Source organism: Streptomyces sp. NPDC004838, from assembly GCF_053600955.1.
This window is the reverse complement of record NZ_JBSGAW010000007.1, coordinates 160,761-176,927: the sequence shown is the minus strand read 5'-3', so window position 1 is coordinate 176,927 and position 16,167 is coordinate 160,761. Positions and strand designations below refer to the sequence as shown.

The 16,167-nt window shown below is 71.2% G+C and carries 14 protein-coding genes; 1 reads left to right on the top strand and 13 read right to left on the bottom strand.

Going from position 1 to position 16,167, the window contains the following annotated elements; translation table 11 throughout:
* Positions 1-38: 38 nt before the first annotated feature.
* The 9 genes from ACWEFL_RS10905 to pyrR form a co-directional block, all read right to left on the bottom strand.
* The gene (locus ACWEFL_RS10905; protein ID WP_003956414.1) at positions 39-362 is read right to left on the bottom strand and encodes an integration host factor; all 324 of its coding nucleotides are present in this window, start codon (positions 360-362) and stop codon (positions 39-41) included.
* Between the two features lie 316 nt (positions 363-678).
* Positions 679-1,533, bottom strand: a complete 855-nt coding sequence (gene pyrF / locus ACWEFL_RS10900) for an orotidine-5'-phosphate decarboxylase (RefSeq protein WP_451710285.1) — start codon at positions 1,531-1,533, stop codon at positions 679-681.
* Positions 1,530-2,642, bottom strand: a complete 1,113-nt coding sequence (locus ACWEFL_RS10895) for a quinone-dependent dihydroorotate dehydrogenase (RefSeq protein WP_451710440.1) — start codon at positions 2,640-2,642, stop codon at positions 1,530-1,532. The genes pyrF and ACWEFL_RS10895 overlap by 4 nt, the downstream gene beginning before the upstream one ends.
* A gap of 53 nt (positions 2,643-2,695) precedes the next feature.
* The gene (gene carB, locus ACWEFL_RS10890) at positions 2,696-6,007 is read right to left on the bottom strand and encodes a carbamoyl-phosphate synthase large subunit (protein ID WP_451710283.1); all 3,312 of its coding nucleotides are present in this window, start codon (positions 6,005-6,007) and stop codon (positions 2,696-2,698) included.
* Entirely contained in the window at positions 6,000-7,175 is a 1,176-nt protein-coding gene (gene carA / locus ACWEFL_RS10885) for a glutamine-hydrolyzing carbamoyl-phosphate synthase small subunit (RefSeq protein ID WP_451710281.1), read from the bottom strand. Before carA ends, carB begins: the two co-directional genes overlap by 8 nt.
* On the bottom strand, positions 7,172-7,744 hold the full coding sequence (locus ACWEFL_RS10880; RefSeq protein WP_451710280.1) for a PH-like domain-containing protein: 573 nt from the start codon (positions 7,742-7,744) through the stop codon (positions 7,172-7,174). The genes carA and ACWEFL_RS10880 overlap by 4 nt, the downstream gene beginning before the upstream one ends.
* A complete protein-coding gene (locus ACWEFL_RS10875) occupies positions 7,741-9,054 on the bottom strand; it encodes a dihydroorotase (RefSeq protein WP_451710278.1) in 1,314 nt (437 codons plus the stop codon). Before ACWEFL_RS10875 ends, ACWEFL_RS10880 begins: the two co-directional genes overlap by 4 nt.
* 2 nt (positions 9,055-9,056) lie before the next feature.
* Positions 9,057-10,037, bottom strand: coding sequence for an aspartate carbamoyltransferase catalytic subunit (locus tag ACWEFL_RS10870; protein WP_451710276.1), 981 nt, complete (start codon positions 10,035-10,037; stop codon positions 9,057-9,059).
* A 161-nt stretch (positions 10,038-10,198) separates the two neighbouring features.
* Positions 10,199-10,798 (bottom strand): bifunctional pyr operon transcriptional regulator/uracil phosphoribosyltransferase PyrR, encoded by a 600-nt coding sequence (gene pyrR, locus ACWEFL_RS10865; protein WP_451710274.1) that lies wholly within the window; start codon positions 10,796-10,798, stop codon positions 10,199-10,201.
* Positions 10,799-11,078: 280 nt separating this feature from the next.
* Between pyrR and bldD the strand changes: the two genes are divergently transcribed.
* Entirely contained in the window at positions 11,079-11,579 is a 501-nt protein-coding gene (bldD, locus tag ACWEFL_RS10860) for a transcriptional regulator BldD (protein ID WP_046907471.1), read from the top strand.
* 1,192 nt (positions 11,580-12,771) lie between these two features.
* Here bldD and nusB read toward each other — a convergent pair.
* The 4 genes from nusB to ACWEFL_RS10840 form a co-directional block, all read right to left on the bottom strand.
* Positions 12,772-13,206: a transcription antitermination factor NusB gene (gene nusB, locus ACWEFL_RS10855; protein WP_451710272.1), complete on the bottom strand. Its 435-nt coding sequence runs from the start codon at positions 13,204-13,206 to the stop codon at positions 12,772-12,774.
* Positions 13,207-13,208: 2 nt separating this feature from the next.
* Positions 13,209-13,775: an elongation factor P gene (efp, locus tag ACWEFL_RS10850; protein WP_451710270.1), complete on the bottom strand. Its 567-nt coding sequence runs from the start codon at positions 13,773-13,775 to the stop codon at positions 13,209-13,211.
* A gap of 53 nt (positions 13,776-13,828) precedes the next feature.
* Complete coding sequence (locus ACWEFL_RS10845; RefSeq protein ID WP_451710269.1) at positions 13,829-14,935, bottom strand: aminopeptidase P family protein; 1,107 nt, start codon at positions 14,933-14,935, stop codon at positions 13,829-13,831.
* Between the two features lie 127 nt (positions 14,936-15,062).
* On the bottom strand, positions 15,063-16,139 hold the full coding sequence (locus ACWEFL_RS10840; RefSeq protein ID WP_451710267.1) for an AAA family ATPase: 1,077 nt from the start codon (positions 16,137-16,139) through the stop codon (positions 15,063-15,065).
* Positions 16,140-16,167 lie beyond the last annotated feature (28 nt).

Below are 16,167 nucleotides of genomic sequence, written 5' to 3'. Positions count from 1 at the left end.
GCAGCGATTATCCAGCTTCCCGGGAGTGCCCGGGACCGTCAGGCGGGGCCGCCGCCGAACTCCCGCTCCAGGGAGGCGATCTGGTTCGAGCCGAGGCCGCGCACACGGCGGCTCTCGGAGATCCCGAGCCGTTCCATGATCTGCTTGGCGCGGACCTTGCCCACGCCGGGCAGGGACTCAAGGAGGGCGGAGACCTTCATCTTGCCGATGACGTCGTTCTCCTGGCCTTGCTTGATGACCTCGTGGAGCGAAGCGCCGGAGTGCTTCAGTCGATTCTTGACCTCGGCCCGCTCCCGGCGAGCCGCGGCGGCCTTCTCGAGCGCGGCTGCGCGCTGTTCAGGGGTAAGGGGCGGAAGAGCCACGCCTACGTCACCTCGGATGTCGATCTGTCGGATACGGACCGGTGAGGAACCTAGTCGCCCCACACCAGGGGAGCAACGAGCAACGCAGTGCTCGATCGCTCTTCGACGGAGACTAGCGGCCATGACGGCTCCAGTCAGCGAGAACAGCGGAAAAGTCCTGGTCAGCATCGACTGACTAGTATTTTTCGGACATAACGACCGGCATTTGCGTCAAGATTCTGTCAACAGCGCCGGTACTCAGGTTTCTCAGGAGACTCCCGGCCCGTCGGCCACGATTCCGCTGGTCAGTACATCTATGCTCCGGTCATGGGCGGTCCTACGCCCTCGGCCGGCCGCCCGAGACCGCGTTCGCGATCTCGTCGGCGAATCGCGCCGCCGACTCGCGCAGGGCCGGCGCGTCCGGTCCATGGCGCAGGACGCCCCGGCTGACGCTCGGGACGACGTTGCCGACGGCGGAGCCGAAGACGCCCGGCAGGTCCGCCGGGGCCGCGCCCTGGGCGCCGATGCCGGGGGCCAGCAGCGGCCCGTTGATCTCCGGGTCGACGCCCGCGTCGCCCAGCGTCGCCCCGATCACGGCCCCGACGGAGCCGAGCGGCCGGGCGCCGGCGTTCTCGGCGGCCATGTGGTCGAGCATCAGCTGCGCCAGCGACCGGCCGCCGGGCGTGGTGGCGCGCTGGACCTCCGCGCCCTCGGGGTTGGAGGTGAGCGCCAGCACGAAGACGCCCGAGCCCGCCGCCGCGGCGGCGTCGAGCGCCGGGCGGAGCGAGCCGAAGCCGAGATACGGGGAGAGGGTGACCGCGTCCGAGAACAGCGGGGAGGCCGGGTCCAGATAGGTCGCCGCGTAGGCGGCCATCGTGGAGCCGATGTCGCCGCGCTTGGCGTCCATCAGCACCAGCGCGCCCGCCGCCCGCGCCTCCTCGACCGCCTTCTCCAGTACGGCGATGCCACGCGAGCCGAAGCGCTCGAAGAACGCCGACTGGGGCTTGAGGACGGCGACCCGGTCGGCCAGTGCCTCCACCGTCGTACGGGTGAAGCGTTCGAGGCCCGCGACATCGTCGTTCAGGCCCCAGTCCCGCAGGAGGGACGCGTGGGGGTCGATGCCGACGCAGAGCGGGCCCCGGCTGTCCATGGCCGCGCGCAGACGGGCGCCGAAGGGGGTCACAGGGGTCATGCGGCGGATTCCTTCCGTGCGCGGACGCCGGCGCCCACGGCCTCGGCGATGGTGGCGTGCGGACTGGCCGCGAGACGCGCGGCGAGCCCCTTGTGGATGGCACGGCTCCAGAACGGACCCTCGTAGACGAAGGCGCTGTAGCCCTGGATGAGGGTGGCTCCGGCGAGGATGCGCTGCCAGGCGTCCTCGGCGTTCTCGATGCCGCCGACGCCGACGAGCGTGACACGGTCGCCGACCCGTGCGTACAGGCGGCGCAGTACGGCGAGGGAACGCTCCTTCAGGGGCGCGCCGGAGAGCCCGCCGGTCTCGCCGGTCAGGGAGGGCGAGGAGGACAGTCCGTCGCGGGCGATGGTCGTGTTGGTGGCGATGATGCCGTCCAGCCCCAGCTCGACGGCGAGATCGGCGACCGCGTCGATGTCCTCGTCGGCGAGATCGGGCGCGATCTTGACCAGCAGGGGAACCCGGCGGCGGGGCTCCACACGGTCGGCGGCCTCGCGTACGGCGGTGAGCAGCGGGCGCAGCGACTCGGTGGCCTGGAGGTCGCGCAGGCCGGGCGTGTTCGGCGAGGAGACGTTGACCACGAGGTAGTCGGCGTGGCGGGCGAGCCGCTCGGTGGAGGTGACGTAGTCGGCGACGGCCTCGGACTCGGGCACCACCTTGGTCTTGCCGATGTTGACGCCGACGACGGTTCGGAAGACGGGCCGGCGCTCCCCGAGGCGCTGGGCGACGGCGGCGGAGCCCTCGTTGTTGAAGCCCATGCGGTTGATCAGGGCCCGGTCGGGGACGAGCCGGAAGAGGCGCTTCACGGGGTTGCCGGGCTGGGCCAGCGCCGTGACCGTGCCGATCTCGACATGGTCGAAGCCGAGCATCGCCATGCCGTCGACGCCGAGGGCGTTCTTGTCGAAGCCCGCCGCGAGGCCGAAGGGGCCGTGCATCCGCAGTCCGAGCGCCTCGGTGCGCAGTTCCCGGTGGCGGGGGGCGAGCACGGCGGCGATGAAGGTGCGCAGCACGGGGATCCGCGCTGCCAGCCGGATCCAGCCGAAGGCCAGGTGGTGGGCCTTCTCGGGGTCCATCCGCCGGAAGAGGAGGTTGAAGAGCAGCTTGTACATGGTGGGTGTCCTCATGAAGAGGGGGACACCGTTTCCGGTGTCCCCCTCGTCGGTCACTGGTCGCGGGCCGCGGTCAGATGCCGGGCGTGCTCTTGGAGGGAACGGACGCCGACGTCACCGCGGTTGAGAGCGTCGATGCCCTGGACGGCGGCGGCGAGCGCCTGGACCGTCGTCAGACAGGGGACGGAGCGCGCCACCGCGGCGGTGCGGATGTCGTAGCCGTCGAGCCGGCCGCCCGTGCCGTACGGGGTGTTGACGATGAGGTCGACCTGGCCGTCGTGGATGAGCTGGACGATGGTCTTCTCGCCGTTCGGGCCCTCGCCCTCGCTGTGCTTGCGCACCACCGTGGCGTTGATGCCGTTGCGCTTGAGGACCTCGGCGGTGCCGGAGGTGGCGAGGAGTTCGAAGCCGTGGCCGACCAGCTCGCGCGCCGGGAAGATCATCGAGCGCTTGTCGCGGTTGGCGACCGAGATGAACGCGCGGCCGGTGGTGGGCAGGGGACCGTACGCGCCCGCCTGCGATTTCGCGTACGCGGTGCCGAAGACGGTGTCGATGCCCATGACCTCGCCCGTGGACCGCATCTCCGGGCCGAGGATGGTGTCGACGCCCCGGCCGTGGATGTCGCGGAAGCGGGACCACGGCATCACGGCCTCCTTGACGGAGATCGGCGCGTCCATGGGCAGGGTGCCGCCGTCGCCGTCGGCCGGGAGGAGGCCCTCGGCGCGCAGTTCGGCGATGGTCGCGCCCAGCGAGATCCGGGCGGCGGCCTTCGCCAGCGGTACGGCGGTGGCCTTGGAGGTGAAGGGGACGGTCCGGGAGGCGCGCGGGTTGGCCTCCAGGACGTACAGGATGTCCCCGGCCATGGCGAACTGGATGTTGATCAGTCCGCGGACGCCGACGCCGCGCGCGATGGCCTCGGTGGAGGCGCGCAGCCGCTTGACGTCGAAGCCGCCGAGGGTGATCGGGGGCAGGGCGCACGCCGAGTCGCCGGAGTGGATTCCGGCCTCCTCGATGTGCTCCATGACTCCGCCGAGGTACAGCTCCTCGCCGTCGTAGAGGGCGTCGACGTCGATCTCGATGGCGTCGTCGAGGAAGCGGTCGACGAGGACGGGCCGGGTGGGGCTGATCTCGGTGGACTCGGAGATGTACGACTGGAGGCGGATCTCGTCGTACACGATCTCCATGCCGCGTCCGCCGAGCACGTACGAGGGGCGTACGAGGACGGGGTAGCCGATCTCGTCGGCGATGGCCTTGGCCTCGCCGAAGGTGGTGGCTGTGCCGTGTTTGGGCGCGGGGAGTCCGGCCTCCTTGAGGACGCGGCCGAAGGCTCCGCGGTCCTCGGCGGCGTGGATGGCCTCCGGCGGGGTGCCGACGACGGGGACGCCGTTGTCCTTGAGCGCCTGGGCGAGGCCGAGGGGGGTCTGGCCGCCGAGCTGGACGACGACGCCGGCGATCGGTCCGGCCTGGGCCTCCGCGTGCACGATCTCCAGGACGTCCTCCAGGGTGAGCGGCTCGAAGTAGAGCCGGTCGGAGGTGTCGTAGTCGGTGGAGACGGTCTCGGGGTTGCAGTTGACCATCACGGTCTCGAACCCGGCGTCGGAGAGCGCGAAGGAGGCGTGGACGCAGGAGTAGTCGAACTCGATGCCCTGGCCGATGCGGTTGGGCCCGGAGCCCAGGATGATCACCGCGGGCTTGTCGCGCGGGGCGACCTCGCTCTCCTCGTCGTACGAGGAGTAGAAGTAGGGGGTCCTCGCGGCGAACTCGGCGGCGCAGGTGTCGACGGTCTTGTAGACCGGGCGGATGCCGAGCGCGTGCCGGACCTCGCGGACGACGTTCTCGCGGAGCCCGCGGACGGCGGCGATCTGGGCGTCGGAGAAACCGTGCCGCTTGGCCTCGGCGAGGAGTTCGGGGTCGAGCTTCTCGGCCGCGGTCAGTTCGTCGGCGATCTCCTTGATCAGGAAGAGCTGGTCGACGAACCACGGGTCGATCTTCGTGGCCTCGAAGATCTCCTCGGGGAGGGCGCCGGCGCGGATGGCCTGCATGACGGTGTTGATCCGGCCGTCGGTGGGGCGCACGGCCTCGCGGAGCAGTTCGGCCTTGTCGCCGACCGCGCCGGTGAAGTCGAACTGGCTGCCCTTCTTCTCCAGGGAGCGCAGGGCCTTCTGGAGCGCCTCGGTGAAGTTCCGACCGATCGCCATGGCCTCGCCGACCGACTTCATGGTGGTGGTGAGGGTGGCGTCGGCGGAGGGGAACTTCTCGAAGGCGAAGCGGGGGGCCTTGACGACGACGTAGTCGAGTGTGGGCTCGAAGGAGGCCGGGGTCTTCTCGGTGATGTCGTTGGGGATCTCGTCGAGGGTGTAGCCGACGGCGAGCTTCGCGGCGATCTTGGCGATGGGGAAGCCGGTGGCCTTGGAGGCGAGCGCGGAGGAGCGGGAGACGCGCGGGTTCATCTCGATGACGATGATCCGGCCGTCCTCGGGGTTGACCGCGAACTGGATGTTGCAGCCGCCGGTGTCGACGCCGACCTCGCGGATGATGGCGATGCCGATGTCGCGCAGCCGCTGGTACTCGCGGTCGGTGAGGGTCATCGCCGGGGCGACGGTGATGGAGTCCCCGGTGTGGACGCCCATGGGGTCGAAGTTCTCGATGGAACAGACGACGACGACGTTGTCGTGCTTGTCGCGCATCAGCTCCAGCTCGTACTCCTTCCAGCCGAGGATGGACTCCTCCAGGAGCACCTCGGTGGTCGGGGAGAGCGCGAGGCCCTGTCCGGCGATACGGCGCAGCTCGCCCTCGTCGTGGGCGAAGCCGGAGCCCGCGCCGCCCATGGTGAAGGAGGGGCGGACGACGACGGGGTAGCCGCCGAGGGTGTCGACGCCCTTGATGACGTCGTCCATGGTGTGGCAGATGACCGAGCGCGCGGACTCGCCGTGGCCGGTCTTCTCCCGTACCGCGTCGACGACGCCCTTGAAGAGGTCGCGGTCCTCGCCCTTGTGGATGGCCTCGACATTGGCGCCGATCAGCTCGACGCCGTACTTCTCCAGCACTCCCTGCTCGTGCATGGAGATGGCGGTGTTGAGCGCGGTCTGGCCGCCGAGGGTGGGGAGCAGCGCGTCGGGGCGCTCCTTGGCGATGATCTTCTCGACGAACTCGGGGGTGATCGGCTCGACGTATGTGGCGTCGGCGATCTCCGGGTCGGTCATGATCGTCGCCGGGTTGGAGTTGACCAGGATGACGCGCAGGCCCTCGGCCTTGAGGACGCGGCACGCCTGGGTGCCGCTGTAGTCGAACTCGGCGGCCTGACCGATGACGATCGGGCCCGAGCCGATGACCAGGACGGACTGGATATCGGTGCGCTTAGGCACGCTGGCCCTCCATCAGGGATGTGAAGCGGTCGAACAGGTACGCGGCGTCGTGGGGGCCCGCGGCCGCTTCGGGGTGGTACTGGACGCTGAAGGCCGGCCGGTCGAGCAGGCGGAGACCTTCGACCACGTCGTCGTTGAGGCAGACGTGGGAGACCTCGGCGCGGCCGTAGGGGGTGTCGGAGATCCGGTCGAGCGGGGCGTCGACGGCGAATCCGTGGTTGTGGGCGGTGACCTCGACCTTGCCGGTGGCGCGGTCCTGGACGGGCTGGTTGATGCCGCGGTGGCCGTACTTCAGCTTGTAGGTGCCGAAGCCGAGGGCGCGGCCGAGGAGCTGGTTGCCGAAGCAGATGCCGAAGAGCGGGGTCCCGCGCTCCAGAACCGCCTTGATCACCGTCAGGTCGGCGGTGGCGGGGTCGCCGGGGCCGTTGGAGAGGAAGACGCCGTCCGGCTCGACGGCGTACACGTCGTCGACGGTGGCGGTGGCGGGCAGGACGTGCACCTCGATGCCGCGTTCGGCCATCCGGTGGGGGGTCATGCCCTTGATGCCGAGGTCGAGGGCGGCGACGGTGAAGCGTGCCTCGCCGATGGGGACGGCCGTGCCGTCGGGCGCGATCGCGGGGACGACGTACGGCTCGGCGGTGGCGACCTCGGCGGAGAGGTCCGCGCCCGTCATCTGCGGGGCCTGCCGGACGCGCGCGAGCAGCGTCTCCTCGTCGGTGACGGCCTCGCCGGAGAAGATCCCGACGCGCATCGCGCCGCGCTCGCGCAGATGGCGGGTGAGGGCGCGGGTGTCGACACCGCTGATGCCGACGATGCCCTGACGGGTCAGCTCGGAGTCGAGGGAGCGCCGGGAGCGCCAGTTGGACGGGACGCGGGCGGGGTCGCGTACGACATAGCCGGCGACCCAGATCCGCCGTGACTCGTCGTCCTCGTCGTTGACGCCGGTGTTGCCGACGTGGGGGGCGGTCATGACGACGACCTGGCGGTGGTACGAGGGGTCGGTGAGCGTTTCCTGGTAGCCGGTCATGCCGGTGTTGAACACCGCCTCGCCGAAGGTCTCCCCCACGGCCCCGTAGGCGCGCCCGCGGAAGGTGCGCCCGTCCTCCAGGACGAGTACGGCGGGACCCTCCTTCCTCGCGGTGGCGGTTGCCTGGGTGGAGGTCGTCATCGTGCGCCTTCCGTCGTGTTGATCAGGTGGTTCAGGGTGCTGACCCAGGCGTTGTGCTCGGCCGCCCGGTCGGAGCGGAAGCCGGAGTCGATGAGCGTGTCGCCGTGCTGCCAGGTGATGATCAGGAGTCCCCCCTCGACGAGGACCTTCCCGGCGATGCCCTTGTCGAGGCGGACCTCGCGCAGGGCCGAGGCCGGGATGAAGAAGTCGCTCGCTCCGGGGCGTACGACGTCGAGCCCGGCGTCGGTGTGGGTCAGCTCGACCCGGCTGCGGACGCCGAGGCCGTGGGCGACGATCCGGTCGAGCCACTGTCCGGCCGTGGTGGAGCCGTGGTAGCGGCCGGTCAGCGTCAGCAGCGGCTCACCGGGCGGTTCGGGAGCGGTGGGCAGTTCGGGCAGGCCCGACTGGAGGCTGCCCCGCCACTTCCAGCCCTGGCGCATCAGCCAGTAGACGAGCGCGATGAAGACCAGCAGCCCGACGACCCAGCCGATGCGGGCCGCCCAGTCGGTGACCTCCGCGGACTTCTGCTCGGCGGAGAACTCGGCTGCGATGGCGGTGAGAGATGTCACGTGAGGTTCCCGTCGATGACCGTTGCCCGGCCCCGCAGGAAGGTGTGGGTGACGCGTCCCGGCAGCTCACGGCCCTGGTAGGGGGTGTTGCGGCTGCGGGAGGCGAAGCCCGCGGGGTCCACCGCTCCACGGTATGCCGGATCCACGAGCACCAGGTTCGCGGGCTCACCAGCCGAGACGGGACGCCCATGGCCCTCCAGACGCCCGATGCGCGCCGGCCGGAACGACATCCGGTCCGCGACCCCGGCCCAGTCCAGCAGTCCGGTCTCGACCATCGTCTCCTGCACCACGGACAGGGCGGTCTCCAGGCCGACCATGCCCATGGCCGCCGCGCCCCACTCGCAGTCCTTGTCCTCGTGCGGATGCGGCGCGTGGTCGGTGGCGACGCAGTCGATGGTGCCGTCCGCGAGCGCCTCGCGCAGTGCCGTCACATCGGCCTCGGTCCGCAGCGGCGGGTTGACCTTGTAGACGGGGTTGTACGTCCGCACCAGCTCGTCGGTGAGCAGCAGGTGGTGCGGGGTGACCTCGGCGGTCACGTTCCAGCCCTTCGACTTGGCCCAGCGCACGATCTCCACCGACCCCGCGGTGGACAGATGGCAGATGTGGACGCGGGAGCCGACGTGCGCGGCGAGCAGCACATCGCGCGCGATGATCGATTCCTCGGCGACGGCGGGCCAGCCCCCGAGGCCCAGTTCGGCGGAGACCACGCCCTCGTTCATCTGGGCGCCCTCGGTCAGCCGGGGCTCCTGGGCGTGCTGGGCGACGACGCCGTCGAACGCCTTGACGTACTCCAGCGCCCGCCGCATGATCACCGCGTCGTCGACGCACTTGCCGTCGTCGGAGAAGACCTTCACCGCGGCGGCGGAGTCGTGCATCGCGCCCAGCTCGGCGAGCTGCTTGCCTTCCAGACCCACGGTGACCGCGCCGACGGGCTGGACATCGCAGTAGCCCGACTCGCGTCCCAGCCGCCACACCTGCTCCACCACACCGGCCGTGTCCGCCACCGGGAACGTGTTGGCCATCGCGTGCACCGCGGTGAAGCCCCCGGCCGCGGCGGCCCGCGTCCCGGTCAGCACCGTCTCCGAGTCCTCCCGCCCCGGCTCCCGCAGATGCGTGTGCAGATCCACCAGCCCCGGCAGCAGGATGAGCCCGTCCGCCTCGACGACGGTCACGTCCTGCGCACCCGCAGCACCGACGCCGCCGACGCCGCCGAGCGAGTCACCGACCTCCGCGACCGACTCCCCCACGATCAGCACATCCTGAACCGGTCCGCCGAGCACGCGCGCACCACGGATAAGGATCTTGCTCATGATTACTTGGTCTCCTCGGTACGGGCGTGGGTGACGGCGGGTTCGTTGCCGCCGAGCAGCAGATACAGGACGGCCATCCGGATCGAGACGCCGTTGGCGACCTGTTCGACGGCCGTGCAGCGGTCGGAGTCGGCGACCTCGGCGGTGATCTCCATGCCCCGGTTCATGGGGCCGGGGTGCATGACTATGGAGTGCGCGGGCATCCGGGCCATCCGGTCGCCGTCGAGGCCGTAGCGGCGGGAGTACTCGCGCTCGGTCGGGAAGAAGGCGGCGTTCATGCGCTCGCGCTGCACCCGCAGCATCATCACCGCGTCCGACTTGGGCAGCACGTCGTCCAGGTGGTAGCTCACCTCGCACGGCCAGCTCTCGACGCCGACGGGTACGAGGGTGGGCGGGGCGACGAGGGTGACCTCGGCGCCGAGGGTGGCGAGCAGCAGCACGTTGGAGCGGGCGACCCGGCTGTGCAGGATGTCGCCGACGATCGTGATCCGGCGTCCGGCGAGGTCGCGGCCGAGCCCGGCGTCCTTGCCGACGAGGCGGCGGCGCATGGTGAAGGCGTCGAGCAGGGCCTGGGTGGGGTGCTCGTGGGTGCCGTCGCCGGCGTTGACGACCGACCCGTCGATCCAGCCGGAGTTGGCGAGCCGGTAGGGCGCGCCGGAGGCGTGGTGGCGGATGACGACGGCGTCCGCGCCCATCGCCTCCAGGGTCAGCGCGGTGTCCTTGAGGGACTCGCCCTTGGAGACCGACGATCCCTTGGCGGAGAAGTTGATGACGTCCGCGGAGAGGCGCTTGGCCGCGGCCTCGAAGGAGATCCGGGTCCGGGTCGAGTCCTCGAAGAAGAGGTTGACGACGGTACGGCCGCGGAGGGTGGGCAGCTTCTTGATCGGCCGGTCGGCGACTCGGGCCATCTCCTCGGCGGTGTCGAGGATGAGGACGGCGTCGTCACGGGTGAGGTCGGCGGCCGAGATGAGGTGATGCTTCATCTGGAGTGGCTCCGGTGGGTCGGCCCTGGGGCGGGCTGCGGGTTCCGTGGACTGCGGCGGGCGGGCTCGGGGTGCGGCCGGCGCCGTCGCGGCCTCGGGAGGCGCGGGGCATGCGGGTGTGCGGTGTCCGCCGGGCGGGCGGGGCGGACGGGGGTGCGGCGCTAGGGCTGCGCGGCCTCGCTCCGGTCCCCGTGGTGCCGGGGGGCCGTCTCGCGTACGCCGAGCAGCACGGTGTCCCGTCCGTCCTCCTCGCGGAGCTGGACCTTGACCGTCTCCCGCAGCGACGTGGGGAGGTTCTTGCCCACGTAGTCGGCGCGGATGGGCAGCTCGCGGTGTCCGCGGTCGACCAGGACCGCGAGCTGTACGGCGCGGGGGCGGCCGATGTCGCCGAGCGCGTCGAGGGCGGCGCGGATGGTACGGCCGGAGAACAGCACGTCGTCGACGAGGACGACCAGTCTGCCGTCGACGCCGTCGGCCGGGATGTCGGTGCGGGCCAGCGCACGGGCGGGCCGCAGGCGCAGGTCGTCGCGGTACATCGTGATGTCGAGGGAACCGACCGGCATCGTGCGCCCGGTGATCTCTTCGAGCTTGTCGGCGAGCCTGCGGGCGAGGAAGACGCCGCGGGTGGGGATGCCGAGAAGCACCACGTCGTCGGCGCCCTTGGCGCGTTCGACGATCTCGTGGGCGATACGGGTCAGCACCCGCGCGATGTCGGGGGCCTCGAGAACGGGGCGTGCCGCATCGGAGCTGTTCGTGTCCATGGGAAACGGACCTCCTTCTCCGCCTCACGGGACGGACCTTAAAGGACGTCGGATTTACGGCTGCCACGCTACCAGGACCCTTCTGCGGCCTTTGCGGCCCCCCATGGTCCGGACCTGCTCCGGACCTGGTCCGGACCTGCCCGTGAAGCCGTCTGGATCATGACAAGCCACCGGTCTGGACCCATTCGGCTTGACGCAGCCAAGTAACGCTGCGTAACCTCACAGTGAGTCACCAGCCGCGCGGCGGAGCCGCCGGTTGTCCCAGCGTCCGGGGAGCTATATGTCCAGCGAATACGCAAAGCAGCTCGGGGCCAAGCTCCGCGCCATCCGCACGCAGCAGGGGCTGTCCCTCCACGGTGTGGAGGAGAAGTCCCAGGGCCGCTGGAAGGCCGTCGTGGTCGGTTCGTACGAGCGTGGCGACCGTGCCGTGACCGTACAGCGCCTGGCCGAGCTGGCGGATTTCTACGGTGTTCCGGTGCAGGAACTGCTTCCGGGCACCACGCCGGGCGGGGCCGCCGAGCCGCCGCCGAAGCTCGTCCTCGACCTGGAGCGGCTGGCGCACGTCCCGGCCGAGAAGGCGGGTCCGCTGCAGCGGTACGCGGCGACGATCCAGTCCCAGCGAGGCGACTACAACGGCAAGGTGCTGTCGATCCGGCAGGACGACCTGCGCACGCTCGCCGTCATCTACGACCAGTCCCCGTCGGTCCTCACCGAGCAGCTGATCAGCTGGGGTGTGCTGGACGCGGACGCGCGGCGTGCGGTGGCGCACGAGGACAACTGAGCCGGCGGAGGCCGTCGCCGAAGCTGGAGAAACGTCACGCCGGAGGGTGAACCCGTACGGATGGGTTCACCCTCCGCGTTTGGGGCGGTGTCGGCCTGGCGTCGGTTGCTTGCGGGGGCGGGTGGTGCGGGGTCTGTTGGGTGCGGGTTGCCTGCGGGCGCGGGTCGTGCGGGTCTTGTTGGGTGCGGGTTGCCCGCTGCCGCGAGGGGCGCGGGCGCTTGTTTGGTTCGGGTCCGGGGGTCCTCCGGGCTCGACTCCTCGGGGTCGGCGGCATACAGGCGCCTTGGTCAGGAACCCCGGACTTGCCGCCGATCCCCTGCGGGGACGACCCTGCACACCCCCTACCGGAGGCGGCAAGAACGGCCCGCTCTCGCGGTTCGCCGGAGACGCGAAACTCGGGCCCCTGGGGTGAGACAAGCCCACCTGGTGCGGGGGCTCGTTCGGTGCGGGTTGCTTGCTGCCGCAAGGGGCGCGGGGGCTCGTCCCGTGCGGGTTCGGGGGTCCTCCGGGCTCGACTCCTCGGGGTCGGCGGCATACAGGCGCTTTGGTCAGGAACCCCGGACTTGCCGCCGATCCCCTGCGGGGACGACCCTGCACACCCCCTACCGGAGGCGGCAAGAACGGCCCGCTCTCGCGGTTTGCCGGAAACGCGAAACTCAGGCCCCCGGGGTGAGACAGGCCCACCTCGTGCGGGCACTCGTACAGTGCGGGATGCCTGCCGCCGCAGGGGGCGCGGGGTCTCGTTGGGTGCGGGTTGCCCGCTGCCGCGAGGGGCGCGGGCGCTTGTTTGGTTCGGGTCCGGGGGTCCTCCGGGCTCGACTCCTCGGGGTCGGCGGCATACAGGCGCTTTCGTCAGGAACCCCGGACTTGCCGCCGATCCCCTGCGGGGACGACCCTGCACACCCCCTACCAGAGGGAGACAAGAACGCCCCGCCACCAGGGTTCGCCGGAGATGTGAAACTCGGGCCCTCGGGGCCAGGCAGGTCCACGTGGTGTGGGGGCTCGTGCGGTGCGGGTTGCCCGCCGTCGCAACGGGTGCGGGCACTCGTACAGTGCGGGTGGCCTGCTGCCGCGAGGGGCGCGGGGGCGGGTACCGGACGCGTGCCGGGCCCGGAGCGGAAGACTGTTCGGCTTCCGATCCGGGCCCGGTCGAGCTTTGGGGCGTGCCGCCCTGCCGTCGCCGTAAGGCCCCTCAGGCGTTCTCACGGCGCAGGGAGGACTTCAGCTCCTTGAAACGGCCGAGGAGGCCGTTCACGAACCCCGGAGAGTCCTCGGTGGAGAACTCCTTGGCGAGCTGCACCGCCTCGTCGATCGCCACGGCGTCGGGGGTCTCGTCCATCCACACCAGTTCGTACGCGCCCAGCCGGACGATGTTCCGGTCGACGACCGGCATCCGGTCCAGCTCCCAGTCGACGGCGTACGTGGTGACCAGGTCATCGATCCGGACCGCGTACTCGGCGTACCCCTCGACCAGCTGCATGGTGTACTCGCTGACCGGGGGCTGCCTGTCGTCGGTCCGCGCGTGCCGGATCCAGTCGGCGAGGACGGTGCGCACGGGCTCACCGCGCTGATCGGCCTCGAAGAGGATCTGGAAGGCACGTTTCCGGGCGTTGCTGCGGGCAGCCACGGTTAGTTGTTCACCCGGCTGAGGTAGTCGCCGGAGCGGGTGTCGACCTTGATCTTCTCACCGGTGGTGATGAAGAGCGGAACCTGGACCTCGAAGCCGGTCTCCAGCGTGGCGGGCTTGGTGCCGCCGGTGGAGCGGTCGCCCTGGACACCGGGCTCGGTCTCCTGGATGACCAGCTCGACGGCCGCCGGCAGCTCGACGTAGAGCACATTGCCCTCGTGGGTGGCGACGGTGGCCTCGAAGCCCTCGATCAGGAAGTTGGCGGCGTCGCCGACGGCCTTGCGCTCGACGTGCAGCTGGTCATAGGTCTGCATGTCCATGAAGACGAAGTAGTCGCCGTCCATGTACGAGAACTGCATGTCGCGGCGGTCGACGGTGGCCGTCTCGACCTTCACGCCGGCGTTGAACGTCTTGTCGACGATCTTTCCGGAGAGCACGTTCTTGAGCTTGGTGCGCACGAATGCCGGGCCCTTGCCGGGCTTGACATGCTGGAACTCGACGACGGACCAGAGCTGGTCGTTGTCGAGCTTGAGCACCATGCCGTTCTTGAGGTCGTTCGTGGAAGCCACGGTTGCGGAATCTCCTGGACTGACGTGGACGACCGGGGACTGCGACGGCGCGCTCAGAGCGCGAGCAGCTCCTTGGTCGTGATGGTGAGTAGCTCGGGTCCGCCGTCCGCCTCCTGGCGTACGACGAGCGTGTCATCGATCCGGACCCCGCCCCGGCCCGGAAGGTGGACCCCCGGTTCGACGGTGACCGGCACGCAAGCGTCCAGTTTACCCATGGCGGCAGGCGCCAACTGCGGATCCTCGTCGATTTCGAGGCCCACACCGTGCCCGGTGGTCGGCGCGAGGCCCTCTCCGTGGCCCGCGCCGTCCAGGATGTGGCGGGCCGCGTGGTCCACATCGCGGTACGCGGCGCCCGGTACGAGGGCCTCCCGCGCGGCCCTCTGAGCGGCGAAGACGAGGTCGTACAGCTCGATCTGCCAGTCCGCGGGGGTGGTGCCGATGACGAAGGTACGGCCGATCTCGCAGCGGTAGCCGCGGTAGTCCGCGCCGACACAGACGGTGAGGAAATCACCCTCCTCGACCCTGCGGTCCGTCGGACGGTGGCCCCTGCGGCCCGAGTTCTGCCCGGTGGCCACGGACGTGGGGAAGGCGGGCCCGTCCGCCCCGTGGTCGACGAGCCGCCGCTCCAGCTCCAGCGCGAGATGCCGCTCGGTCCGGCCCACCAGGATCGATTCGAGCAGTTCGCCGAGGGCCTGGTCGGTGATCTCCGCCGCGATCCGCAGACAGGCGATCTCCTCTTCGTCCTTCACGATCCGCTGCTGCTCGACCGCGAGCCCGAGGTCGGCGAGGCGGAGCCGGGGCGCGACAGAACGCATGGCCCGGTGGCGGGCGACGGTGAGGTGGTGCTCCTCGACGGCGAGCGTCTCGATCCCGCCGGTCCGGGTCAGCTCGGCGGCGGCGACCACGGGGTCCCCCTCCGAGTTCGGCAGCAGGCTCAGCCGCAGCCCCTCGTCCGGCCGTCCCCCGGCGAGGTCGCCGCCGGGCGTACGGGGGCAGAGCAGCACGTCCTCCTCCGGCCCGAGCAGCAGTACGGCAGCCGGGAACGCGCATCCGGCGAGGTACCGCACGTTCGCGGGCCGCGAGACGAGGACCCCACCACTTCCCGCATTCGCGCACCGCTCCCGCAGCCGGTCACGGCGGACGCCATACACCTCTGACATGCCCCGAGCGTACGGGTGAATGCCCGTCTCGGCCCGGCCAGCGCGTCCGACCGGGGCCGGACGGCTCCGGCGGCGCGGTGGGTCGGGCGGGGCCCGCCGTCCGGGTTCCGTGGCGTGGCGGGGCTCGTTACCAGGCCGGTGGGCTCGTGATGGAGCGGGCCAGGACGTCGTCCAGAACGCGGGCCGTCGTCTCGACGTCGTACTTGGAGTTGTCGATGATCGGCAGGCCCGAGCCGTACCAGCCGGCCATCCGGCCGTGGATGGTCGCCACCTCCTCGTCGGAGAGGCGGCGGTTGCCGCTGCGCTCCGCGTTCCGCTCCAGGACGACTTCGAGGCCGGGCAGCAGGACGACGGGGAGCAGCCCCGGACCGACATGGCGCTTCCAGCCGCCGAGGCCGACGACCGGACGGTCGGGAAAGACCGCGTCGTCGAGGATGCAGGAGATGTTGTTGGCGAGGAAGTTGCGCGCCGCGAAGCCGCAGGTGCGGCGGGCGAGGCGGTACTGGGCCTCGGACCGCTCGTTCCAGCCGGACTGGGGGTCGGCGAAGCCGGAGCAGACCCATTCGCGTACATCGTCGAGGCTGATGTGCGCCGTGGCCACCCGTCGGCTGGTGGCCCAGTGGCGGGCCACGGTCGTCTTGCCCGCGCCCGCCGGGCCGATCAGCAGGACGGCGAGCGTCGCGGTGCCGGTGCCGCTGTCGGCCTGCGGAGGAGCGGGCAGGCCGACGGGACCGCCGGGCGGGAGCTGGACGTGGCCCGTGCTGTCGCGGGGCGGTGCCAAGGAGGGGTGCTGGGGTCCGGGCGCGGTCCAGCCCGGTGCGGGGTGACCGCCGTTGCCCGGATGGCCGTGGTGCGCCGGGGGTGTGCGGTGCGGCCCGCCCTGCGGCGGCGCGGCGGGCGGCCTCCCTCCGGGGGGAGCGGCCGGGGGCGGCGGGCCGGCGGGCGGCGGGCCGGGAGGGCCGCCCGGCGGTATGGGCTGCGGACCGCCGTGAGCACCCGGGAACGGCACCGGCCGACGCCCCGCCGACGGCTCTCCGGCGGAGGCCGGGGAGGTGGCCGGGGGCACCGCGGGCCGGTGCTCCGGCGGCGGTGGCTGCGGGTGGCCCTGGCTCGGGCCGGGGTGGCGGTCGCCCGGTGTCCATCCGGCCCGGTGGTCCCCCGGCCCATGGGGAGGCGGCAGCGGAGCCCCCACTGCGTGCTGCATCCGGTGCCACTCCGTCTCGTACGACTGA